Source organism: Undibacterium sp. Ji42W, from assembly GCF_049340405.1.
GTDB lineage: Bacteria > Pseudomonadota > Gammaproteobacteria > Burkholderiales > Burkholderiaceae_D > Undibacterium.
Window position 1 is genome coordinate 60837 of the sequence record NZ_JBMPOV010000013.1, and the last position, 23277, is coordinate 84113.

Sequence of the window (23277 nt, forward strand, 5' to 3'; positions counted from 1 at the left end):
GGTTTATGCATGTGGATAAACATCGTGTACAAAACTTATGCCCAGTCCTGCACAGCGCAGCATGAACTGTGGACTCAATTCCAGGGCGTAATTGCGGCTGCCATATGAACTGGCTTTCAAATGTATACGTGCGCCCTGTTCCCTCAGCATCAATAAGAATTGCATATGTGGGGTCAGCTCATCGAATACCTCTGTCATGGCACCTTCCAGCAAGTCATCTGTGGAAAGATATTCACCACGCTCAAATGGATCAGCTAACCAATAGCTTCCGGAATATTTTCCATCCAATAATCGTCCCTTGGGAGTCTGGCGCTGCATTCCAAACATGTTGGCGTGTTTGGGGGTAATACCCAAGCGCCTGGTGATGAAAGAAGGGTCAATGTTGGGGTGCCAGATTTGCAGGGCAAGGCGATAGGAATAATTTTGCAATACGGGCTTTCTTGGAAAACTTTCAAAGTTTGAACAGCTAATTGAATTTTCCAGCAAAAAATTCTTTGACGAATAATCAAGCTGAAAAATCTATAGCATTTTAACAAGCGCCTGCTTTAAAACATCGTCGGTGAAAGCAAGTTCATCGCAGACAGAAAAAATCCCCGGGAATTGCTTCACGGGGATTTTTCGCTACAGACAATTCAAAGCGCTCAACCAGCTTTAACCTTGCCATTGCGTTCCACATAAGCCATCAACTCACCCACAATACCACGGCGGAAAGCCAGTACGCAGACGATGAAGATCAGTCCAGTGACGATGGTGACTGAGTCACCGATGGTGCGGAACCATTCTATCGTGGTGATGTTTGCCAGCAGGTTACCCAGGTCACCGAGTTTGTTTTCCAGTGCAATGATGATGATGGCACCAACAATCGGGCCTACCAGCGTGCCCAGACCGCCCACCAGGGTCATCAACACCACCAGGCCAGACATGGACCAGTGTACGTCCGTCAGCGTCTCAAAACCCAGTACCAGGGTTTTAGTGGCACCTGCCAGACCTGCCAGGGCAGATGACAGCACGAAGGCCATGAGTTTGTAGCGATCTACGTCATAACCCAGCGAGATGGCCCGTGGTTCGTTTTCCTTGACGGCTTTCAAGACCTGGCCAAATGGCGAATGCACAGTGCGCATGACGATGGCAAATCCGGCAATCGCCACCACCAGCACAAAGTAATACAGCGTCAGGTCAGAACTCAGGTCCAGCATGCCCAGCAGTTTGCCGCGTGGCACGCCTTGCAAACCATCTTCACCACCGGTGAACTTGGCCTGCAAGAAAACGAAGTAGAGCATCTGCGCCAAGGCCAGTGTGATCATGGTGAAGTAAATACCCTGGCGGCGTATCGCCAGTGCGCCCATCACCAAACCTATCAGGGCTGCGGCCCCTACTCCCAGCAAAATCCCCAGTTCAGTCGGCAAACCGGCATCACGCAAGGCCCAGCCAGCGATATAACCGGCAGCGCCAAAGAAAGCTGCATGACCAAAGGACAGCAGACCAGTGAAACCGATAAGCAAGTTGAAAGCACAGGCAAACAGGGCGAAGCACAAGAGCTTCATCAGGAACACCGGATAGATAATAAACGGTGCCGCCAGCAACAGGGCAAAAGCAATGCCGTAACTGATTTTCTTATTCATGGTGGCTCCGTTCATTTTTCTTTACCGAACAAACCGGCAGGGCGGATCATCAGGACAATCGCCATGACGATGAACACAACAGTCGCCGACAGTTCAGGATAAAACACCCGTGTCAGGCCTTCGATAATACCCAGACCCAGGCCTGTCAAAATCGAACCGAGGATAGAGCCCATGCCACCAATCACCACCACCGCAAACACCGTGATAATCAGGTTGGAACCCATCAACGGTGACACCTGTATAACTGGTGCAGCCAGTACACCGGCAAAGGCAGCCAGTGCCACACCGAAGCCATAAGTCAGGGTCACCATCAACGGCACATTGACACCAAAGGCTTCGACCAGTTTGGGGTTTTCAGTACCGGCACGCAGGTAAGCACCCAGCTTGGTTTTTTCGATGACGAACCAGGTCGCAAAGCAGACCACCAGCGAGGCCACTACCACCCAGGCACGGTAATTCGGCAGGATCATGAAGCCCAGATTGGTCGCCCCCGTCAGCGCTTCCGGCACCTGATAAGGCTGGCCGGATACGCCATAGATGGAACGGAACACCCCTTCCAGCATCAGCGTAATACCAAAGGTCAGCAGCAAGCCATACAGATGGTCCAGCTTGTACAGCCAGCGCAGCATGGTCTTTTCTATGATGATGCCAAACAGACCCACCAGCAAGGGCGCAATGAGCAGCATGGCCCAGTAATTGATGCCAAAATAATTCATGCCCATCCAAGCGAGGAAGGCACCCATCATATACAGGGCACCGTGGGCAAAGTTAATCACATTCAGCAAGCCAAAAATCACAGCCAGCCCGAGAGACAGCATCGCGTAAAACGAGCCGTTGACCAAGCCCAGCAAAAGCTGGCTTAGCATCGCTTGCAGCGGAATACCAAATATTTCCATGGCACGCTAAATAAAAATGGATGGAAAGGCGAAGACCTCTCAACACAGAGACACAGAGTCACAGAGAAAAGCAAAGAGAAAATCAAATCCTCCTTAACCACATTCTCACTAAATCCTAATGTCTCTCAATAAGACGGTTTCTACTTTTTACAAAGTCGAAGCATCGTTTTTAAACGATGCTTCACGAAGTAAAACAACGGCAATGCTGAAATTCAATTATCGGGATGCAGAGCAAGGCGCAAAACACAGCAATACGAAAGTATTGCGAGGCTTTGCAACGCAGCTATGCGCCCGAGAATTGGATTTCACTTCCAGAGGGGGCATTTGGATTCGGATTTAGTCGTAAATGCTTGCTCACCCGGAATAGTCTGTGCCACTTTGTAATAATCCCAAGGCTCTTTGGATTCAGCACTGGTCTTCACCTGCATGAGGTACATGTCATGGATCATGCTGCCATCGCCGCGGATGTAACCGTTTTTAGCGTAGATATCATTGATCTTGGTCGTCTTCAGTTTTTCCATGACCTTGGTCATGTCATCCGTACCGGCAGCCTTGACGGCGTTCAGGTAAGTCAGGGTCGCAGAGTAATCAGCTGCTTGCAGGCTGGAAGGCATCTTCTTCATTTTTTCGAAATAGCGGCGTGACCATTTACGCGCTTCTTCGTTCTGGTTCCAGTACCAGCTGTCGGTCAGGTACATACCTTGCGTGGCGTTCAGGCCCAGCGAGTGGATGTCATTGATAAACATCAGCAAGCCAGCCAGCTTCATGGTCTTGGTGACGCCAAATTCATTCGCGGCTTTGACTGCATTGATAGTGTCGCCACCGGCATTTGCCAGGCCCAGGATTTGTGCCTTGGAAGCCTGCGCCTGCAACAGGAAAGACGAGAAGTCAGATGCTGACAAAGGATGTTTGACCGAGCCCGCCACCGTACCGCCATTGGCTTTAACAACATTGGCAGTATCACTTTCCAGCGAAGCACCAAAGGCATAATCGGCAGTCAGGAAATACCAGCTTTTGCCCCCCTGTTTGACAACGGCAGAACCTGTACCCTTGGCCAGTGCCACAGTGTCATAGGCATAATGCACAGTGGTTGGTGCGCATTCTTCATTGGTCAGGCGGGCAGAGCCAGCGCCGATAGAAATGAAAACGCGTTTCTTTTCTGCTGCCACTTTTGCCATCGACAAGGAAGTACCAGAATTGGTACCGCCGATCAGCATATCGACGCCGTCACGGTCAAACCATTCGCGTGCGCGGCTGGCGGCGATATCGGCTTTGTTTTGGTGATCAGCTGTGACCAGTTCGATTTTCTTGCCCAGTACTGTACCACCAAAATCGGCAATCGCCATCTTGATGGCTTCTGCACCACCCTGACCATCAATATCAGAATACAGGCCGGAAATATCGGTGATGAAACCGATCTTGACCACATCACCAGACACCTGCGCATTTGCATTCAGCGCCAGGCCAGCCAGTGCAGCGGAAACAGCGAGACTTGCTACTTTTAATTTCGTGAATGTTGCTTTCATGCGTCTTCTCCAATCATATTTTTATTCAATCCTGCGTCACCAAAACAGCGAGGCAGTTACCTAAAGATGTACATCCTACACACCCAACAACTCATTCAAGACCGGCATTTTTTCCTGTAATTGCGCAGATGCAAAACTTTCGACGATCTGCCCATGCTCCATGACATAAAACCTGTCCGCCAGCGGAGCAGCAAAGCGGAAATTCTGTTCGACCATGACGATGGTATAACCCTTGGATTTCAGCATCGTGATCATGCGCGCCAAAGCCTGTACGATGACCGGTGCCAGGCCTTCGGAAATTTCATCGAGCAGTAACAAACGGGCACCAGTGCGCAAGATACGCGCCACTGCCAGCATCTGTTGTTCGCCACCAGACAAACGCGTGCCCTGGCTGTTTTTACGTTCTGCCAGATTGGGGAACATTTCGTAAATTTCGGCCACTGACATGCCCTGGTCATCATTCGATACCGAAGGTGGCAACATCAGGTTTTCTTCTGTGGACAAGGATGAAAATATCCCCCGTTCTTCTGGACAATAACCGACACCCAGATGAGCAACCTTATAAGTTGGCAGGTGGATAGCCTCTTGCCCGTTAATCTTGATCGAGCCTTTGCGCGCCCCAGTCAGGCCCATGATGGCACGCATGGTCGTCGTGCGCCCGGCACCGTTGCGACCGAGTATAGTCACCACTTCGCCCTGGTTCACTTTCAGGTTCACATCATGCAGGATATGCGATTCGCCATACCAGGCTTGCAGGCCGGTAATTTCCAGTGCAGGGCTGGTGTTGGTACGCGTATTTTTACTCGTGGCACTCATGCATGCGCCCCTTCCAGCTCAGCACTGGTACTGCCCATATAGGCTTCCATGACTTTGGGATTAGTGGATACTTCCTTGTAAGTGCCTTCAGCCAGCATGGCACCGCGCTGCAAGACCGAGATCTTGTCGCAAATACCCGACACTACGTTCATATTATGTTCCACCATGAGGATGGTGCGGCCAGCCGACACCTTCTTGATCAGTTCGGTCACGCGGTGCACATCTTCATGCCCCATGCCTTGCGTGGGTTCATCGAGCAACATCATTTCTGGTTCCATGGCCAGGGTGGTGGCGATTTCCAGGGCACGCTTGCGGCCATAAGGCAAATCGACGGTGACTGTGTCGGCGAACGAAGTCAGGTCAACTTCGGCCAGTAATTCCATGGCGCGTGCATTGAGCTGGTTCAGCGATTGTTCGCTTTTCCAGAAATGAAAGGATGTACCGAGTTTTCTTTGCAAGCCTATGCGTACGTTTTCCATCACCGTCAGGTGCGGGAACACTGCTGAAATCTGGAATGAACGTATGATACCCTGACGCGCAATCTGGGCTGGTTTGGCCGAGGTGATGTCGCGGCCATTGAACAGGATTTGTCCCGAAGTCGGGACAAGAAATTTGGTCAGCAAATTGAAACAGGTGGTCTTGCCGGCACCGTTAGGGCCGATCAGGGCGTGGATATGTCCACGCTGTACCTGCAAATTCACATCGCTTACAGCTGTGAAGCCCTTGAACTCTTTGGTCAAGCGCTTTGTCTCCAGGATGACGTCGGTCATCTCTTCTCCTTATTGTCTGGCTTATGGTTATTACTCCAACGCGACAACACTTCCTTTATTTTTTGGAAGTTTTTTATATTAGCTTTTTATAATACCCAGCAAACCGATTTCTAAACAATACGGTATAACTACCATAAGTAGTACCACGCAAGATTTGGAAGTTTTTATTTTCCCAATATACTCCTTGCCGCCTTCTCTGCAATCATCACAGTAGGTGAGTTGGTATTACCTGAGGTTATAGTCGGCATAATAGAAGCATCAGCCACGCGCAGGCCGTTTATGCCTAAGACGCGCAAGTTGCTATCGACTACCGCCTGGGCATCATCTGCACGCCCCATCTTGCAGGTGCCTACCGGGTGGAAAATCGTCGTACCTATATCCCCTGCAGCTCTGGCCAGTTCTTCTTCCGTCTGGAACTGTACACCAGGCTTCATTTCTTCTGGCTGGTATTTTTGCAAGGAAGGTGCGGCAATGATTTTGCGTGTAAGGGTAAGTGAGTCGGCAGCGATCTTGCGGTCTTCAACCGTCGTCAGGTAGTTGGGCACGATTTTCGGTGCAGCCGCCGCGTCATTGCTGGCAATGCGCACATGGCCACGCGAAGTAGGGCGCAGATTGCAGACACTGGCCGTGAACGCCGGGAAATCATGCAGGGGGTCACCAAATTTTTCCAGCGACAAGGGCTGCACATGGTATTGCAGATTAGGTGTCGCCTGGTTGGCATCCGAGCGGGTAAATGCGCCCAGTTGTGACGGTGCCATTGACATCGGGCCACTCTGGAACATCGCATATTCCAGCCCTATGCGTGCCTTGCCTATGAGGCTGTTGGCCATCTTGTTGAGCGTTTTAGCACCAGTAATCTTGAATGCAGAACGTATCTGTAAATGGTCTTGCAAGTTGCTGCCAACGCCAGGTAGTTCATGCACAACATCAACTCCAGCCTGTTGCAAATGTGCCGCATCACCGATGCCGGACAATTGCAAAATATGTGGCGAGCCTATTGCTCCTGCGGCCAGCACGGTTTCTTTCATGGACTCGGCAAACCAGCTGCGGCCACCACCAATGAATTCCACGCCTGTGCAACGCTTGCCTTGTTCGTCATTCTTGATGACCAGCTTTTGCACCTGGCAACCGGTCATAATGGTCAGATTGGCACGGTCAGCCGCCGGTTTCAAAAAAGCCTTGGCAGCGTTCCAGCGCACGCCACGTTTTTGATTGACATCAAAATAGCCGCAACCTTCATTGTTGCCACGGTTAAAGTCATCGCTTTTAGGGATGCCGACTTCGGCTGCTGCATTGCGGAAAGCATCCAGGATTTCCCATGACAGCCTTTGTTTTTCCACCCGCCATTCACCACCCCTGCCATGGAATTCTGCATCTCCACCGTGGTGGTCTTCGCTCTTCTTGAATAGCGGCAAGACATGCTCCCAGCGCCAGCTATCGTCGCCCGTCAGCTCTGCCCATTGCTGGTAATCCCTTTCCTGGCCACGCATGTAGATCATGCCATTGATGGATGAGCTACCACCCAGCACCTTGCCACGCGGATAGATCAGGCTACGACCATTCAGGCCTGCCTCGGCCTCGGTACGGAACATCCAGTCTGTGCGGGGATTATTGATACAGTACAGATACCCAACAGGGATATGTATCCACACATAATCATCCTTGCCACCCGCCTCTATCAGCAAGACCCTGTTGTCAGGATTCTTGCTGAGGCGGTTCGCCAACACGCAGCCTGCTGTACCGGCACCGACGACGATGTAATCAAACTGTCCTGCTGCTTCCATACCGTTTCCTTGTGGTTTATTAAGCCTGCATTTCTGCAATCAATGCAGTCATCAGTTCTGCTGCGCTCAGGTCTCTGGTCGCTGCCATGCCCTGCCCGGCCCACATCGACATCAGTTCAGTATTCGCTGCCTTGCCTGCCGCTGCGCGTATTGAGCCCGTCAATGCATTCTGTATGGGGTAGGCAGGTACCTTATCCGCAACCGCATCCATGGTTTGCATGAAGTGGTTGTCGAGACCGCGTGCAATACGACCAGAAAAAGCACGGGTCTGGCGTGTCGTGTCGCTGCGGCTTTCCAGCAGGCGTTGTTTGTAAACTGAGTGTATCGCTGACTCCTTCGTCGTCAGGAATGCCGTGCCCATCTGCACCATCTGCGCACCTGCCTGCAGGGCCTGCCTGATCTGCCGACCATCCATGATGCCGCCAGCGGCAATAACCGGCACCTGCATGTGCGGCCTGCAGGCGTCCAGCAAGGCAAACAGGCCCAGGCTCGAATCTTTTTGTGCGCCGATGAAAGTCCCTCGGTGACCACCCGCCTCTACCCCTTGCAGGCACACAGCATCTGCCCCCATGGCTTGCCAGACGATGGCTTCCTGCAAGTTGGTGGCAGTACCCACCACCTTTATTCCCACATCATGCAGACGCTGCAACTGGCTGCCGTGCAAGACATCAAAAGTAAAACTTGCCACTGCAGGGCGGGCCGTGATCAGGGCATCGAGCTGGGCTTCAAAGTCTTCACACCAGCGGGTTGGGGTCGGCAAGTTGTCCCAGCCCAGTTCCTGGCAAACTGGTTGCAGCAATAACTTGGCTGCTTCGAGTGCCGCAAAATCGACTTGTGGGCGGGTTTGTACGAACAGGTTGATGGCGAATGGTTTGTCGGTCAGTCTTCTGATGTGTTCAGCCTGCTCTATGATGGCGAGCGGGGTCAGCAAGGGAGCCGCGAGGGAGCCCAGGCCGCCTGCATTGGACACTGCGGCCACCAGTTCCGGGGTGGTGGCGCCACCGGCCATGGGGGCCTGGATGATGGGGTAAGGGCAGAGGGATTGCAGACTGGACATTTGGGGCTCCGGGTTTATTTAAGTGAGTTGTTGAAAACAGGTAAATCAGGCTTTCATCAATTTTCGTGTTTATACGCTAACTCATTTGCTCACTTCTGTCACTGTATTGCGATTGCAGGTCGGGGGTAGCCCGACAGCTACATTCTTTTCTTTTCTTGTCTCGCCAAGAAAAGAACGCAAAAGAAGGCGACCGAGGCGTCGTCGCCCCTACGGGGTACCCATTTGTGCAGTACAAAAAATGGGAAGGTCCGAAACTCGCTACGCTCAGACAGCGGCCCTTCTTTTTCCATTTTCTGTGCCGCACAAATGGCGTCGACACATCGGAACTGCTAACTTCAAAAACAACAGCAACCCCAAAACCCGGTTAATTAACAGAATTCAACGCAAATTAAATTCAGGTCGCATTGACGTTGATGTTGCAGCTGTTTTTGACTTGCTTTTGACCTTCAACCGCTTGGGACGATGTAATTTGTGCTTCACGGAAAATGGATCAGAAAGCTTCGTTGTTTGAGCGTAGCGAGTTTCGAAGCTTTCCCATTTTTTGTGACGCACAAATTATGCTGGAGCGTAGCGTAAGCACCCGAAGGGCAAGTCTGCGGTCGCCTTTCTTTGAATACTTCTTTGGCGAAGCAAAGAAAGTATTTCGGGCGCCGGGCCGAGACCCGGCTTGTGTCTACGAAGGGCAATCGCTTTAATAAACGACGAACGCCGCTGGGCTCCTGCCTGCGCAGGAGCGACGACAATCTGATTGCCGTTTATCGACAGAACCCCATCCTCATCCCGACCTTCTCCTTGAAGGAGAAGGAGCAAGCACGCAGCCGCTACTTCGCCACCGGCATCGTAAACTCCGCCCCTTTATCTATGCTATCCGGCCACCTCTGCATGATGGATTTATACCGCGTATAAAAACGTATGCCCTCTTCGCCATAGGCATGCACATCGCCAAATAAAGAGCGCTTCCAGCCGCCAAAAGAATGCCATGCCATCGGCACAGGGATAGGCACGTTAATGCCCACCATGCCGACCTGAATGCGGCGTGAGAATTCGCGCGCCGTATTGCCGTCCGAGGTAAACAAAGATACGCCATTACCAAATTCATGACGGTTGATGAGCTCAACTGCAGAGGCAAAATCAGGGACGCGGACTACGCACAAAACCGGGCCAAAAATTTCTTCGCGATGTATCTTCATGCCCTCTTTGACATGGTCAAACAGGCAGCCGCCGAGAAAGAAACCAGACTCATGACCAGGCACTTTGAGGCCGCGACCATCGACCAGCAATTGCGCACCTTCGGCGATACCTTCGACAATATAGGATTCAATTTTCGCCTTGTGCTGGGCTGTCACGACTGGGCCCATTTCTGCATCAGCTTCCATGCCGTTCTTGATCTTCAAAGCCTCCACTCTTGGCACTAAAGCTTCAACGAGTTTGTCGGCAACATTGCCAACCGCGACAGCCACCGAAATCGCCATGCAGCGTTCACCGGCAGATCCATACGCTGCGCCCATCAGGGCATCGACAGCCTGTTCCAGGTTGGCGTCAGGCATGACGACCAGGTGGTTTTTTGCGCCGCCCAGAGCCTGCACGCGTTTGCCCATGCGGGTGCCTTCGCTATAGATGTATTCAGCGATAGGGGTGGAGCCAACGAAGGAAATCGCAGAGACATCGGGGTGCTGCAGCAAGGCATCAACAGCCACTTTATCGCCCTGCACGACGTTGAAAACACCATCCGGCAAACCGGCTTTTTTGAGCAGCTCGGCAATCAGTAAGGAACAGGAAGGATCACGCTCAGACGGCTTCAGGATGAAAGTATTGCCAGTCGCAATCGCCAGCGGTGCCATCCACATCGGGACCATGAAGGGGAAGTTGAAAGGCGTGATGCCAGCCGTCACACCCAGCGGTTGGCGCAGGTTGTAATTGTCTATGCCGCCACCGATATTGTCCGAGAACTGCGACTTCAGCAATTGCGGCATACCGCAGGCAAATTCGACGATTTCTATGCCGCGTGTAACTTCGCCCATGGCATCCGACAAGACCTTGCCATGCTCACGGGTGATAAGGGTTGCCATTTCCTTGTGATGCTGGTCCAGCAATTCCTTGAACTTGAACATCACACGGGCGCGTTTTAACGGTGCAGTTTCTGCCCAGGCAGGTGCGGCAGCCTTGGCAGCGGCGATAACAGCATGCACTTCCTCAAGGCTGGCGAGGGCAACACTGCCCGTCACTTCGCCCGTAGCAGGGTTGAATACATCTTGCTGGCGGCCACTGGCAGAAACATAGGCCTGGCCATTCATATAATGCGCTATTGCGGATGTCATAAGTAAACCTTAGAGGTAATGTGAAATTTTTTCTGCGGTGACAAGGAGATTAATTCACTCGCCCTGCTAAATCCAATGAGTTATTATCAATAGCAATATAAGGATTACTGATAATGGACTTGATACAACTACGTGCCTTTGTCGCCGTGGCGAAAGAAGGCAACCTGACGCGGGCAGCAGAGCAATTGCATGTGACCCAGCCCGCGGTCAGCCTGCAGATCAAGTCCTTGCAAGAGAACTTGCAGCTGGTTTTATTCACACGTAGCGCCAGCGGTATGCGCCTGAGCAATGATGGCGCGACACTCCTGCCCTATGCCGAAAAAGTCATTGCCAGCATGGCTGAATTTCGCCAGGCTGCACATAGTATGCACAGCACCATCTCTGGCGAGCTGGCGATAGGCACGATACTTGACCCTGAGTTCACCCGTCTGGGCATCTTTTTGAAGCGTCTGGTGGAGACTTATCCACAGTTATCTACAAAGTTGCAGCAAGGCATGTCAGGTACGGTCTTGCAGCAAATCCGTGCTGGTACGCTGGATGTGGGGTTTTACCTTGGCCAGCCGCCAGATGACGGCAAGACGCCCTGCCACAGCCAAGTGCTGACGCCATTTACTTACCGGGTAGTGGCACCCAAGGGCTGGAGAAACCGGGTCGCTGGCCAGGACTGGGCCAGCCTGGCCAGATTGCCCTGGCTGTGGACACCGGCAGAGTCTGCCCATCACCGGCTGCTGAGCCAGATTTTTGCCGGGCTTGGTGTAGCCCCCAACAAGGTCGCCCTGGTGGATCAGGAACCGAGCATGCTGGATCTGGTCAAGTCTGGCGTTGGCCTGAGCCTGATACGGGATGCCATCGCGATACGCGAAGCCCATGCACATGGCCTGGTCATCGCTGATGCTGTCAGTATCACGACAGAACTGAGTTTCATCTGCCAGGAAAAGCGCCAGCATGAAGCCATGATAGCTGCCAGTTTTGCCTTATTGAAAACGATCTGGGTATAGAAGTCTGCAAGAGTGTCTCCTCAGCCGCACATAGCGGCTTAAAACCGGAAAATATCTGCCTATATTGGAAATTCAGCGGTATATTTCCACCACTTATCAATTTCGAAAACTTCGTCCGTGAAATTCTTGCTATCCAGTCTGCTGGTATCTCTGGCTGCCGTTCCTGCACTTTGCCATGCGGAAACGGTCAAACTGCTTATCCAGGAATTTGCACCATTCACGCACACCGACATCAAAACCGGTGAAATCCAGGGCGCGCTGACGGAAAAAATTCAGGAAATTCTCAAACGTGCAGGTGATAACTACAGCATCACCAGCACGTCCCTGGCCCGCGGTTTAAATTCCACGCTGAATGATGACAATACCTGTTTGTTTGGTTTTCGCCGCACTCCCGACCGGGAGAATTTGTATAAATGGGTAGGCCCGCTGGTCAACGACAACTGGGTTTTATATGGCCGCAAAATGGATATGCGTATCCTGAAAAATTTTGAAGATGCCAAAGCTTATTCCATAGGCTCCTACAAAAATGCAGCCACAGGTGTGCAACTCAGCGAACAAGGCTACAAAATTGAATTTGCCAGCCAGGATGAAGACAATCCACGCCTGCTAGTGAATGGTCGGTTGAATTACTGGATAGTCTCAGAGTCCCACGGCATGTTTCTTGCACAGCAACAAGGCTTTGCCAATGATATTGCGCGTGCCATCAAATGGAAAAGTGTAGAGCTCAATATGTTATGCAATATCCGCATGGACAAACAACGCATAGAGCTCTACAACAAAATTAATAAAGAATTGGATAATGACGGCACCATGGAAAAAATCATGCGCAAATACGGAGTCAAATAATGGCCAGATCAACCAAGGCCGCCTATGCTGTCAACCGCCTGCGTGAACGCAGCAACAATGCTCCCTATTCCATGGTCAGCCTCGCCGATGGCCGCTTTTCGCTCACCTTGGCCAATCTGGAACAACCAGACGAATTGCCTGTCAGCGTCAGCGATGCCATGGAAATGGATGAATTTGTCGTTTATGTTAACAACCTGTATAAACAGGCGCCCAAAAAAGCCAGCAAACTGGATGTCGCTTTTGAGAAAAAACTTGCGGCAGCCAAACAGAAATAAAAGTCTTTAGAAGTAAAAGTCTTATCTATAAGGAAAATTCTATGAAATACCATTGTCTTACCACCTTGCTCGCCACCAGCCTGTTCACAGGCATCCTGTCCATCACACCAGTCCAGGCACAAGCTGCTGACAGCGTGGTCATTAGCAGGCTCACTAAAATCGATGAAAAAGTCGGCAGCGGCAAAGAAGCCCTGCCTGGCAATACCGTGTTTGTCCATTACACAGGTTGGCTGCATGATCCTTTTGCCAGCAGGGAACGTGGTACCAAGTTTGACAGTTCCGTAGGCCAGCAGGCCTTCTCCTTCACCATAGGTTCGGGCCGCGTCATCAAAGGCTGGGAACAAGGTGTTGCAGGCATGAAGGTAGGTGGCAAGCGCACCCTGATCATACCGCCTGAACTGGGCTATGGCGCTGCTGGCGCAGGCAACGGCATGATACCGCCGAACGCCTACCTGATCTTTGATATTGAATTGCTGGAAGTGCGATAAAACCCTGTAGTCGCGGGAGTAAAGCCCTCAGGGCAACTGTCTGGCTTTGATTTCCTGTAAGTCTGTCCAGACAGACTCATAAGAATAAATGGCATAAAAGAATACCGAGATTGCCAGCACCGTTGCCAGGGTTCCTGCATAAAACAGCAGGCTAAGGCCAGCAGGGAAAATATATTGGTACCAGCCCAGCAGGCTGGCAGCGACCATGGCAAAGAAAGACAAGTTGATCAGGCGGCGGCTCTGACGCATGGTGCCAAAAGCAAAAAACACGAGCACCAGTAAAATCAAAAAAAAATTGAGTAAACCCGCCACAGAATTGCCTTTCTTGCTTAATATTAAATCAATAATCTACTATATCAAATTCAACCCTGTTTGCCATTCTACTAATGGCTAAAATTGTAACCAGACGTCAGCATCAGGCTGAAAATTTTTCATTCTGCATTTTTCTGGCACCCGCACATGTGCGCCAGATGCACCAGGAATTTTTATGACATATCTGCTTGCACTAGACCAGGGGACTTCCAGCTCGCGCAGCATCATCTTCAACGAAGGGGGTGAATTGATTGCCACTGCCCAGCAGGAATTCCGTCAGATTTTCCCGCAGCCAGGCTGGGTAGAACATGATGCGATGGAAATCTGGCAAAGCCAGTTTGCCACCTGCCAGCAAGTCATGAGCAAAGCGGGTTTGCAGGCAAAAGACATCGCCGCCATTGGCATTACCAACCAGCGCGAAACCACGGTGTTATGGGACAAGAAAACTGGCCAGCCGCTGTACCATGCCATTGTCTGGCAAGACCGCCGCACAGAAGCTTATTGCGATGAATTGCGCCAGCAAGGCTATGCGCCACGCATACAGGCCAAGACTGGCCTGATACTTGACCCCTATTTTTCTGCCACCAAACTCAAGTGGCTGCTTGATCATGTTCCCGACGCGCGCCGCCGTGCAAATGCCGGTGAACTGGCTTGTGGCACTATCGACAGCTGGCTGGCCTGGCAACTCAGTGAAGGCGCGCTGCATGTCACCGATGTCAGCAATGCCTCCCGCACCATGCTCTACAACATCCACGAGAACAAGTGGGATGAAGAGTTACTGAGCTGGTTTGACATACCCAAAAAGCTGCTGCCAGAAGTCTTGCCATCCAGCTACCAGTTTGGGCATAGCAAGCTGCTGGGCGCATCCATTCCCATCGCCGGCATCGCCGGTGACCAGCAGGCCGCCTTGTTTGGCCAGGCTTGCTTCACACCGGGTATGGCAAAAAATACCTATGGCACGGGCTGTTTCATGCTCATGCATACCGGTGATCAATGTCCGGATTCGCAAAACGGCCTGATCAGCACGGCGGCTTGCCAGACGGATTCTCATGCCCAATATGCACTGGAGGGCAGTGTCTTCATCGGCGGTGCTGTCGTGCAATGGCTCAGGGATGGTCTGAAAGCCATACAGCATTCGACCGATGTAGAACAACTGGCGGCCACCGTGCCAGATTCTGGCGGCGTGGTGTTTGTCCCTTCCTTCACTGGCCTTGGCGCACCTTACTGGGTGCCATCAGCCAAGGGCGCCATTCTGGGCCTGAGCCGCGGCAGCACGGTCGCGCATATCGCCCGCGCTGCGCTGGAATCGATTGCCTTTCAAAGTACCGCGCTGCTGCAAGCCATGGTCAGGGATGCCGTTTTCCCTATCAAGGAGCTACGTGTCGATGGCGGCGCAGCAGCGAATAATATGCTGCTGCAATTTCAGGCAGACTTGCTGGGCATACCAGTCATACGCCCCAAAGTTACGGAAACGACTGCTCTGGGCGCTGCTTATCTGGCAGGTTTGGGGGCTGGAATATATAAAAGTATGGAAGAATGCGCGAACCAGTGGCAAATGGAGACGCAATTTACTCCCTTCATGCGCCGCGATGAAGCCGCCAGCCTGATGCAGAACTGGGAAATCGCCATAGGAAAAGTAAGATAATCCAGCAACAAGATATCCACATTACTAAAAGAGAGAAAAAATGAAAATCATTAAATGGTCTGGCGGCATACTGACCGCTGCGATTGCCCTGATACTGGCAATCGCCTATTCATTGCCAAATGACTACAAGGTGAGCCGCAGCATCCAGATACATTCCACTCCGGCCAAGATATTCCCCCTGATCGCCACGCCCAGGCAATGGAAGAACTGGTCAGTCTGGAACCAGCGCGACCCGGATATGAAAATGGAATTTTCTGGCCCTGAATCAGGCACGAATGCCGCCTGGGAATGGAAAAGTGCTTCACAAGGCAATGGCGGCATGAAACTCAGCCATGCCAGCCCTTTCCGTGAAATTGATTATCAGCTGCATTTTGAAGGCATGGGCAAACCATCTACAGGCAGTTTCCTGCTCGAAGCCCAGCCTGATGGCACTAAAGTCACCTGGAAAATGGAAGGCAGCAGTGAAGGAAATTTCATGATGAAGCTATTTGCCCCATTTATGGATAAAATGGTGGGTCCCGATTTTGAAGCTGGCTTAAGTAATCTAAAAAAGTTCGCCGAGAAAAATTAAAGCCCATCATAGCTAAAACTACATCGCATTTCGACTGATTGCATCAATGAAACTCAAGTATGTCCTGATACTGGCATTGCAGATGCTGACCGCATTGCCAGCTTCCCCTGTTCTTGCTACTGCGACTGGCAATACTCCTGCCCCAGCCAAAGCAGCGCCAAGTACGCAGGCGGTGTTCGTCGTTGCACCAGAAGATTTGCCCAAGCAAAATTCTGGTGTACAGATAGATACACCCAAGCAAACTGCTATACAGAAAAGCAATAAACCCGACGTACCTATTCTGGTATGGTCAGGCCCGGTCCCCCTGGCAGGTGGCTTGTGGATACTGGTCGCCTCCATGCCTGTGCTGGCTTCATTGTATTTTGCTTATCAGTTACTGATGTTCATCAAAGCCAGGCGCCGCCGCTTATCCACAGAGCGGGGTAGCTGAACCGTCCCCTTCTCGGCCAACTGTCGATACTGTGAAAAAGCATGATACTTCCGGGTTCATGCTTTTTTTGTGGTTTTCTTATACGGTTTTCACATAATCTTCATCAATCTGTCACCAACCTGTCACCTCGACATCCTAAAGTCTCCCTTATCCAAAACATAAGCGGAGACTAGCATGTCCAGCAAAGCCCTGATAGACAGTGCCGTTTTCAATTCCACCACGTCCGGCCGCAAGGGCCTGGCAGACAAATTGTTTGCCCACTGGTTCAGCCGCCTCGTGTATACCCAGATCTGGGAAGATCCACAAGCTGATCTGGATGCCCTGCAGCTCAAGCCTGGTGCAAATATCCTGACCATTTCTTCGGGCGGCTGCAATGCCCTGGCTTATTTATCTGCTGAACCTGCTGCAGTACATGCAGTGGATTTGAATGCTGCCCACCTGGCCATGCTCAATATCAAGCAAACTGCTATCAGGCATTTGCCCGATTATGATGCGGTGCTGGCATTTCTCGGTCATGCCGACAAGCCAGACAACCTGAAACGTTATAAGCGTCATATACGCAGGCAATTGTCAGAAGATGCGAGCAATTTCTGGGAAAGTCGCTCTTTGTCGGGCAAACCGCGCTACCATTATTTTACCAATCAAGCATATCAACATGGCTTGCTGGGTAACTTCATCGGCTTTGCGCATTTCTTTGTGCGCATGATGGGTGGTGACATGAGCAAGCTCATGCAGGCAAACAACCTGCAGGAACAGGCGCAATTATTCGAACAATACGTTGCCCCGGTATTTGATACCCGCTTGTTCCGTCTGATCGCCAGCCAGCCGCTGGCCTTGTATAGCCTGGGCATACCACCGTCTCAATTCGCTGAACTGAAGCACGAAGCTAAAAACGGCCTGCATCTCTTGTTCAAAGAGAGAATGCGTCATCTGGCCTGTGATTTCCCTCTGGCAGAAAATTGTTTTGCCCAACAGGCATTTGGCCGTCGTTATGACACCAAAAAACAGGCTGCCCTGCCCCTGTATTTGCAGCAAAAGCATTTCCACACCCTGCGCCGCAATATAGACAGGCTGCATCCACATCATCAAACCCTGACTGATTTTTTGCGCAGCCAGCCGCGTGCATCCATGGATGCCTATCTCTTCCTTGATGCACAGGACTGGATGGACCAGCAACAACTGACCGGACTTTGGCAAGAAGTAACCCGCACTGCTGCGCCTGGAGCAAAGGTGGTATTCCGCACAGGTGGCAGCGATTCACCACTCGACACCAAGTTACCGGCAGACATACTGGCCGCCTGGCATACCGATGTTCCCCATAACCGCGCCCTGTATGCTACTGATCGCTCTGCCATCTATGGCGGCATGCACCTGTACACCAAGATGTAATCAGCAAATTGCATACCTCTTTACCGCCACGCGTGGTGGCAGATGCCCTGTGGCTGCTGACTGCGCGTTCGCGCGGTGGCCGGCACTGGCTGCACAATGCCACTTGCGATATCCAGGCCATAGAAATTGCCGGACAAAGCCAGCCCGTGAGTTTGCTGGACAGCAGCAACTGGCAAGAAAGTTATGTCGCCAGTCCACGTTCAACCTGGTTGCGTTATCCACGCCAGGAGCTGCTGCGCGGCGCAAGTCCAGCCAAGGCACAAGCGATCAAACTACTCAGCTGTCCCCTCCTTGGCCCACTTTCTGCCCTGTTCAAAGCCAGTAAACTGGACCAGGCAGCGATTATTGCCAATCACCTGGTTTCCACCAATTTGTACGCAGACTGGTCAGCAGATGATATCAGTCAACCTACCGATAAGCTAACAAGCACTTATCCACAGCGCCCGCTGATGATGCGCAATATCTGTCCACAGGTAAACCCTGAACTGGCTGCCAGCCTGCTCGCTACCGGCTGGCAATTACTCCCCAGCCGCATGATCTACCTCTGCGACCCGCAACAAGGCAGCGTCTGGAAACACAATCATGTGAAACAGGATGCCCGCCTGCTGGACCATCCTGAAGTAGAAGTACTGACACATGAACAACTGCAAATGCAGGATGTAGCTGCATTGCAACAGCTTTATCGCCAGCTCTTCATCGATAAACACTCTTATCTTAATCCCGACTTCACTGCTGCTTTCTTTGCGCTTTGCCTGGAAACCCAATTCCTGGAAATGCATGTCCTGCGCTGGCAAGGCCGTCTGGTCGGTGTGCTTGGTATTTATACCCATCAGGAGAATGGCTGGCTGACTACGCCCTTGATAGGATACGACACCAGCCTGCCCAAAGAGCTGGGTTTATACCGGCGCTTGATGGCTTTATTACTCAAAACAGCCAGAGACAAGAAGCTGAAACTGCATTACAGCTCAGGTGCCAGCCAGTTCAAACGGGCACGCGGTGGCATTCCCCAACTGGAATATACCGCGATCTACAACCGCCATTTATCCACAACTGCTGTGCAAAGTGCTGCGCTATTTACCCGTTTACTCACTACTTTTGCGCCAGCAATACTGAAAAAAGCGGACAGAATTTAAATTAAAAAATATAAAAACATCCATGTTTCTCCTGTGGATAAGCCTATGCATATCCACAGGACGAACTGTGCAAAACCATGAAAAGTCTGGCGGATGGTTTTCTTATCCCAAAACCATCCTTTTTTCATACAGGACTTATCAGTACATCTATACATGAACTAAGTACTTGTTTCTATGGACAAATTAAGACTTATCCACAAAAAATCGCGACGTTAACTACTATTACTATGTATATATAAACTAATTATTTAATTAAACCCTGGTCGGAAAATTCTGGAAATTTTTACTGAATATCTGCTTTTGATGCAAATAAAAACGATTGATTAACAAATTTGATATTTAAAAAATGCGCCTGGTCAGCAGCATTCAATTTTCATAAAAAATGCTGACTTCCAAAAAAATAAACATTACATTTTTTCAATGACAGACAAATTCAAGTTTTTGAAAACTACCTTGCTGCAAAAAACGCATCTCGTGTCTTTGCAAGAGATCATAGATATCCTTTTTCCCTAAAATTCTTCCCTACAAAACTATAAATCAGCCTTTTATTGAAAATTAACGTTGAAAAACAACATTTTTTAAAAAAAATTTGTGGATAAGTCAGCTGATATCCACTGCATCCATTGTGCGTAACTTTGAATTCACTGATCTGCACGTTTACTGTTCAGATTTTGTCCTGTGGATATACAGACTTTTATCACCGCCTTATCATTTACCTAAACTCTTGATCCTGTGGATGTTTACTGACTTATCCACAGCAACATGCCTGCGTTAACAACTACTACTATTTTTATATAAAGTTATTCAAGTTAAAGGTATCCACAGCTCAAAAAAAGCAAAAAAACAAAAGCAAAAAACTGTCGTAGAATCCGTTACTCATTCAATCCTCAGGGACAAAACACCATGAAACTATGGTCAGGTTTACTATTTTCAGCCGTGCTGGCTTGCTCTGCTGCCCATGCAGAAAAACCGACTGAAGCATCAGTCAAGGAATTGCTGGTATTGACGAATAGTCAGCAAATCCTGAAAAGTACAGAGGCACAGATGGATGCCGTCATGAAAAACATGATGAAAACGGTCATGAAAGACCAGACGATCAATGCTGACCAGCAAAAAGTCCTGGATAAGTTCCGGGATAAAGTCATAGATATCCACAAGGCAGAAATGACCTGGGAAAAACTCGAACCGATTTTTATTGAAATCTATTCAAATTCCCTGAGTCAGGAAGAAGTCGATGGGATAGCTGTTTTCTACAGATCCCCGGCAGGCAAAGCTTATGTCAGCAAAATTCCAGTCATCGTGCAGCAAAGCATGGCAGCAATGCAAAAAGTGATTACTCCCATGATGGACAAAATGATGGAAGCGTCCAAAAAAATGGCAGAAGAATTCCGTGAGCTGGAAAAAAGTAAATAAATTGACGTAGAATTTGCTTATGTTTTAGATGAACATAAAAGAAAATAGAAAAAATTAGTGGATTTTAATGATTTTTATGAAATGTCCCCTTGCTGACAGAAATAAAACAGCGCAAGCAAGGGCGCAATGACTGACACCAGGCACTTTATTTTCCTGGGTATGGGCACGCTTGGGGATATCTTCCCTTTCCTGAGCCTGGCTACTGAAATGCAGAGACGCGGACACAGAGTCACCATGCTTGTGTCCCCGGTACATGCCAGGCATGCAGAGATGGCCGGGATTGCCTATGAAGTACTGGGCAGGCAAGAAGACTATGAGGCTGCCTTGCGTAATCCAGATATGTGGAATACACGCACAGGCATGGCCGTGGTACTTGCCTCATGCAAATGCGTATTTACAGAAATACCTGATTACTTTGCTATCTTGCCCTCAGATCAGGAATGTGTATTGATCAGCCACCCTCTGGGTCTGGCAGCAGCAGACCTGGTCCGCAGCTTCCGTCCGGATATTCCCATCGTCGCGGCTTATCTGGCGCCATCCAATTTAAGAACGGTGCATGATCCACTGGTCATGGGTGATTTATTCATACCGCGCTGGTTACCGGTATGGATGCGTCACTGGCTCTGGACTTATGCAGATAAACATTTTATTGATCCGGTAGCTGTGCCGATGATCAATCAGGCCAGGCTGGCCAGAAATCTGCCACCGATTACCAGCCTCGCACCGTATATGTATGAAGTACCAGATCTGAGTATCAGTTTTTTCCCGGATTGGTTTGCCGCAGTACAGCCAGACTGGCCAGTAGCAATGGTCATGGGAGAATTCCAGCTCTATGACAGCTGCCCGGCTACAGACTTATCCCCAGAACTCGAAGAATTTCTGGCCTCAGGGCTTGCACCTGTCATCTTTACCCCAGGTTCAGGGAATATACAGGCCAGTCATTATTTTGAATGTGCACAGCAGGCAGTGCAAAAACTGGGTCTCCGGGCGATATTCCTGAGTACTCACCGCGAACAGATCGCATCTGCTCTCCCGGCTGACATACTCTGGCAAAGTTATCTGCCACTGCGCAGCATCTTGCCGCGTGCATCAGCCCTGATACACCATGGCGGCATAGGTACGACGGCAGAAGCGCTAAGAGCAGGCATACCCCAATTGCTGACACCACTGGCTTTTGACCAGTTCGATAATGCTGCGCGTGTAAAAAAAATGGGTGCAGGTGATTTTCTGCGCATGTCACGTTTGACTGCTGCAAAATTGACACACTGCCTGTCACAACTGCTAGGTTCTGCATCGATCAACACCAATTGCGCAATCCTTGCACAGAAATTCAAAAAAACTGGCCATGCAGATTCTTTATGTGATGCGATTGAAACGGTAGAATTAAAACAGAAACTATAAATACCCGCTCCAGGCACAGTGTCCAAATAGCGTTAAATTTAAATTACCAAACTTATCCACAGCCTATTATTTGCTCCAGATTCTAATGAGAAAATTATTTATCTGAAGACAACGAGTAATCGCCTCACATTGAATTTTTAAATACAGGCAACAACTGTCTGCATTGCTGTTTAAAACGCGAATACTTTGCGTCACCTGTTGAAAAATAAGAATCTGAAAAACTCCCAAAGCCATGTCCTGTCTGGCTTGCAAGACAGTTTCATGCTGTCCTTATTACGCGACTATCCGACCAGGATGAAGACTTTTATCATATCCAGCATCAATCACACGATTATGTCTGGAGTTTTTTTATGTCTTTATCTTCTCAATCTTCGCCACCATTGTCTGCAGTACCCATAGCCGCTGGTGGCAGTGTTTTTCTGAAATTGCTGCCCCTGACACTGGCTATTTTTATCGGCTTTCTGACCATGGGTATGCAGCTGCCTGTATTGCCCTTATACCTGCATAACAGCCTGGGCATGAGTACCCTGGTCGTAGGCCTGCTCATCGGTGCACAATTTACCGTCGCCCTGCTGTCACGCGCCTGGGCTGGCAATTTTGCTGACATGCGCGGTACCAAACGGGCAGTACTCACGGGCGCCGTGATTATTGCCAGCTCAGGTCTGGTGTATCTGGCATCACTGCCCTTTATTACTACACCGGTGGTCTCGGTATGGATATTGTTGGCTGGCCGTGTCTTGCTGGCCATAGGTGAGAGCCTGATGGTCACCGGAGCCCTGGGCTGGGGCATAGGCCTGGTCGGGCCGCAAAATGCAGGCAAGGTCATGGCCTGGGTAGGCATCGCGATCTACGGTGCATTTGCCTTCGGTGCACCGGCAGGTGTGGCCATCCATGCGCAATGGGGATTTGCCGGCATAGGCATTGCGACTATCTGTATGCCGGTAGTGGCGTTACTGGTCGCTTTATATATACCTGCCATCCCACCGACAGCGACTACCCGCATGCCTTTTTACAAGGTATTGAGTACCGTCATGGTACCCGGCCTCGGCCTGGCTCTGGCCAGCATAGGTTTTGGTGTGATCACGGCTTTTTCTGCCTTGTTGTTTGCGGCGAAAAACTGGGGCAATTCCTCGCTTGCATTTACCTTCTTTGGGGTGACTTTCATCGGTGCCAGGATATTATTTGGTCACTTGCCAGACAAGCTCGGTGGTGCCAGAGTCGCATTCGTCAATGTCGTGATAGAAGCTGCAGGGCTACTGCTGATCTGGTGGGCTGATACGGCCAGCATGGCTTACATAGGCGTTGCCCTGACAGGCTTTGGCTACTCACTGGCCTTCCCCGGTTTTGGTGTAGAAGCTGCACGCCGTGCTCCACCGCAAAGCCGTAGTGTTGCCATGGGTGCCTATGTCGCTTTTCTTGATATGTCGCTGGGCATAGTCAGTCCACTGGCAGGTCTTATCGCCGGGCATTGGGGAATTGATGCTGTTTTCCTGGCAGCCAGCGTGGCAGTTGCTTTGTCTTTACTGGTGGCTGTGCGATTGTTGGGTAAAGCATCTGCAAGTGCATAGGTGTTTAAATTTTGTAGGG

At 50.5% G+C, this 23277-nt stretch carries 22 protein-coding genes; 12 read left to right on the top strand and 10 right to left on the bottom strand.

Annotated elements, in window-relative coordinates:
• Positions 1-3: 3 nt before the first annotated feature.
• The 9 genes from ACO0LG_RS24560 to ACO0LG_RS24600 all read right to left on the bottom strand — a co-directional run bounded on the left by ACO0LG_RS24560 (position 4) and on the right by ACO0LG_RS24600 (position 10789).
• Complete coding sequence (locus ACO0LG_RS24560; protein WP_423030382.1) at positions 4-429, bottom strand: DUF4279 domain-containing protein; 426 nt, start codon at positions 427-429, stop codon at positions 4-6.
• 212 nt (positions 430-641) lie between these two features.
• On the bottom strand, positions 642-1622 hold the full coding sequence (locus ACO0LG_RS24565) for a branched-chain amino acid ABC transporter permease (protein WP_423030384.1): 981 nt from the start codon (positions 1620-1622) through the stop codon (positions 642-644).
• A gap of 11 nt (positions 1623-1633) precedes the next feature.
• Entirely contained in the window at positions 1634-2518 is an 885-nt protein-coding gene (locus ACO0LG_RS24570) for a branched-chain amino acid ABC transporter permease (protein WP_423030386.1), read from the bottom strand.
• Positions 2519-2823: 305 nt separating this feature from the next.
• Positions 2824-4044, bottom strand: a complete 1221-nt coding sequence (locus ACO0LG_RS24575; protein WP_423030388.1) for an ABC transporter substrate-binding protein — start codon at positions 4042-4044, stop codon at positions 2824-2826.
• A 75-nt stretch (positions 4045-4119) separates the two neighbouring features.
• Positions 4120-4860 (bottom strand): ABC transporter ATP-binding protein, encoded by a 741-nt coding sequence (locus ACO0LG_RS24580; RefSeq protein ID WP_423030390.1) that lies wholly within the window; start codon positions 4858-4860, stop codon positions 4120-4122.
• Complete coding sequence (locus tag ACO0LG_RS24585) at positions 4857-5630, bottom strand: ABC transporter ATP-binding protein (RefSeq protein ID WP_423030392.1); 774 nt, start codon at positions 5628-5630, stop codon at positions 4857-4859. Before ACO0LG_RS24585 ends, ACO0LG_RS24580 begins: the two co-directional genes overlap by 4 nt.
• 164 nt (positions 5631-5794) lie before the next feature.
• Positions 5795-7414, bottom strand: a complete 1620-nt coding sequence (locus tag ACO0LG_RS24590; RefSeq protein WP_423030394.1) for a GMC family oxidoreductase — start codon at positions 7412-7414, stop codon at positions 5795-5797.
• 19 nt (positions 7415-7433) lie between these two features.
• Positions 7434-8471, bottom strand: coding sequence for an NAD(P)H-dependent flavin oxidoreductase (locus tag ACO0LG_RS24595; RefSeq protein ID WP_423030396.1), 1038 nt, complete (start codon positions 8469-8471; stop codon positions 7434-7436).
• 821 nt (positions 8472-9292) lie between these two features.
• Complete coding sequence (locus ACO0LG_RS24600) at positions 9293-10789, bottom strand: CoA-acylating methylmalonate-semialdehyde dehydrogenase (RefSeq protein ID WP_423030398.1); 1497 nt, start codon at positions 10787-10789, stop codon at positions 9293-9295.
• Positions 10790-10902: 113 nt separating this feature from the next.
• Between ACO0LG_RS24600 and ACO0LG_RS24605 the strand changes: the two genes are divergently transcribed.
• The 4 genes from ACO0LG_RS24605 to ACO0LG_RS24620 all read left to right on the top strand — a co-directional run bounded on the left by ACO0LG_RS24605 (position 10903) and on the right by ACO0LG_RS24620 (position 13396).
• Positions 10903-11787: a LysR family transcriptional regulator gene (locus ACO0LG_RS24605; protein ID WP_423030400.1), complete on the top strand. Its 885-nt coding sequence runs from the start codon at positions 10903-10905 to the stop codon at positions 11785-11787.
• 117 nt (positions 11788-11904) lie between these two features.
• Positions 11905-12633: a substrate-binding periplasmic protein gene (locus ACO0LG_RS24610; RefSeq protein ID WP_423030402.1), complete on the top strand. Its 729-nt coding sequence runs from the start codon at positions 11905-11907 to the stop codon at positions 12631-12633.
• Positions 12633-12908 carry a hypothetical protein gene (locus ACO0LG_RS24615; RefSeq protein WP_423030404.1) on the top strand — a complete coding sequence of 92 codons (276 nt, stop codon included), beginning with the start codon at positions 12633-12635 and terminating at the stop codon, positions 12906-12908. The genes ACO0LG_RS24610 and ACO0LG_RS24615 overlap by 1 nt, the downstream gene beginning before the upstream one ends.
• Before the next feature lie 41 nt (positions 12909-12949).
• Complete coding sequence (locus ACO0LG_RS24620) at positions 12950-13396, top strand: FKBP-type peptidyl-prolyl cis-trans isomerase (protein WP_423030406.1); 447 nt, start codon at positions 12950-12952, stop codon at positions 13394-13396.
• Between the two features lie 27 nt (positions 13397-13423).
• Here ACO0LG_RS24620 and ACO0LG_RS24625 read toward each other — a convergent pair whose 3' ends face one another.
• The gene (locus tag ACO0LG_RS24625; protein WP_423030408.1) at positions 13424-13708 is read right to left on the bottom strand and encodes a hypothetical protein; all 285 of its coding nucleotides are present in this window, start codon (positions 13706-13708) and stop codon (positions 13424-13426) included.
• A gap of 175 nt (positions 13709-13883) precedes the next feature.
• On the opposite strand from ACO0LG_RS24625, the gene glpK reads away from it, so the two are divergent.
• The 8 genes from glpK to ACO0LG_RS24665 all read left to right on the top strand — a co-directional run bounded on the left by glpK (position 13884) and on the right by ACO0LG_RS24665 (position 23258).
• Positions 13884-15353: a glycerol kinase GlpK gene (gene glpK, locus ACO0LG_RS24630; protein ID WP_423030410.1), complete on the top strand. Its 1470-nt coding sequence runs from the start codon at positions 13884-13886 to the stop codon at positions 15351-15353.
• Between the two features lie 40 nt (positions 15354-15393).
• Entirely contained in the window at positions 15394-15924 is a 531-nt protein-coding gene (locus ACO0LG_RS24635) for an SRPBCC family protein (RefSeq protein ID WP_423030412.1), read from the top strand.
• Between the two features lie 46 nt (positions 15925-15970).
• Positions 15971-16354, top strand: a complete 384-nt coding sequence (locus tag ACO0LG_RS24640; protein WP_423030414.1) for a hypothetical protein — start codon at positions 15971-15973, stop codon at positions 16352-16354.
• Between the two features lie 174 nt (positions 16355-16528).
• On the top strand, positions 16529-17743 hold the full coding sequence (locus tag ACO0LG_RS24645; RefSeq protein ID WP_423030416.1) for a DUF3419 family protein: 1215 nt from the start codon (positions 16529-16531) through the stop codon (positions 17741-17743).
• 8 nt (positions 17744-17751) lie between these two features.
• Positions 17752-18876 (top strand): GNAT family N-acetyltransferase, encoded by a 1125-nt coding sequence (locus ACO0LG_RS24650; protein WP_423030418.1) that lies wholly within the window; start codon positions 17752-17754, stop codon positions 18874-18876.
• Between the two features lie 903 nt (positions 18877-19779).
• Positions 19780-20289 carry a DUF2059 domain-containing protein gene (locus ACO0LG_RS24655; RefSeq protein WP_423030420.1) on the top strand — a complete coding sequence of 170 codons (510 nt, stop codon included), beginning with the start codon at positions 19780-19782 and terminating at the stop codon, positions 20287-20289.
• A 126-nt stretch (positions 20290-20415) separates the two neighbouring features.
• Positions 20416-21690, top strand: a complete 1275-nt coding sequence (locus tag ACO0LG_RS24660) for a glycosyltransferase (RefSeq protein WP_423030422.1) — start codon at positions 20416-20418, stop codon at positions 21688-21690.
• Between the two features lie 350 nt (positions 21691-22040).
• Positions 22041-23258 (top strand): arabinose transporter, encoded by a 1218-nt coding sequence (locus ACO0LG_RS24665; protein ID WP_423030424.1) that lies wholly within the window; start codon positions 22041-22043, stop codon positions 23256-23258.
• Positions 23259-23277: the final 19 nt, after the last annotated feature.

Bases quoted from the DNA above. Each gene is read 5' to 3' on its own strand.
- ACO0LG_RS24565 (WP_423030384.1), bottom strand. From the start codon at position 1,622: ATGAATAAGAAAATCAGTTACGGCATTGCTTTTGCCCTGTTGCTGGCG.
- ACO0LG_RS24570 (WP_423030386.1), bottom strand. From the start codon at position 2,518: ATGGAAATATTTGGTATTCCGCTGCAAGCGATGCTAAGCCAGCTTTTG.
- ACO0LG_RS24575 (WP_423030388.1), bottom strand. From the start codon at position 4,044: ATGAAAGCAACATTCACGAAATTAAAAGTAGCAAGTCTCGCTGTTTCC.
- ACO0LG_RS24580 (WP_423030390.1), bottom strand. From the start codon at position 4,860: ATGAGTGCCACGAGTAAAAATACGCGTACCAACACCAGCCCTGCACTG.
- ACO0LG_RS24585 (WP_423030392.1), bottom strand. From the start codon at position 5,630: ATGACCGACGTCATCCTGGAGACAAAGCGCTTGACCAAAGAGTTCAAG.
- ACO0LG_RS24590 (WP_423030394.1), bottom strand. From the start codon at position 7,414: ATGGAAGCAGCAGGACAGTTTGATTACATCGTCGTCGGTGCCGGTACA.
- ACO0LG_RS24595 (WP_423030396.1), bottom strand. From the start codon at position 8,471: ATGTCCAGTCTGCAATCCCTCTGCCCTTACCCCATCATCCAGGCCCCC.
- ACO0LG_RS24600 (WP_423030398.1), bottom strand. From the start codon at position 10,789: ATGACATCCGCAATAGCGCATTATATGAATGGCCAGGCCTATGTTTCT.
- ACO0LG_RS24605 (WP_423030400.1), top strand. From the start codon at position 10,903: ATGGACTTGATACAACTACGTGCCTTTGTCGCCGTGGCGAAAGAAGGC.
- ACO0LG_RS24615 (WP_423030404.1), top strand. From the start codon at position 12,633: ATGGCCAGATCAACCAAGGCCGCCTATGCTGTCAACCGCCTGCGTGAA.
- ACO0LG_RS24620 (WP_423030406.1), top strand. From the start codon at position 12,950: ATGAAATACCATTGTCTTACCACCTTGCTCGCCACCAGCCTGTTCACA.
- glpK (WP_423030410.1), top strand. From the start codon at position 13,884: ATGACATATCTGCTTGCACTAGACCAGGGGACTTCCAGCTCGCGCAGC.
- ACO0LG_RS24635 (WP_423030412.1), top strand. From the start codon at position 15,394: ATGAAAATCATTAAATGGTCTGGCGGCATACTGACCGCTGCGATTGCC.
- ACO0LG_RS24640 (WP_423030414.1), top strand. From the start codon at position 15,971: ATGAAACTCAAGTATGTCCTGATACTGGCATTGCAGATGCTGACCGCA.
- ACO0LG_RS24645 (WP_423030416.1), top strand. From the start codon at position 16,529: ATGTCCAGCAAAGCCCTGATAGACAGTGCCGTTTTCAATTCCACCACG.
- ACO0LG_RS24655 (WP_423030420.1), top strand. From the start codon at position 19,780: ATGAAACTATGGTCAGGTTTACTATTTTCAGCCGTGCTGGCTTGCTCT.
- ACO0LG_RS24660 (WP_423030422.1), top strand. From the start codon at position 20,416: ATGACTGACACCAGGCACTTTATTTTCCTGGGTATGGGCACGCTTGGG.
- ACO0LG_RS24665 (WP_423030424.1), top strand. From the start codon at position 22,041: ATGTCTTTATCTTCTCAATCTTCGCCACCATTGTCTGCAGTACCCATA.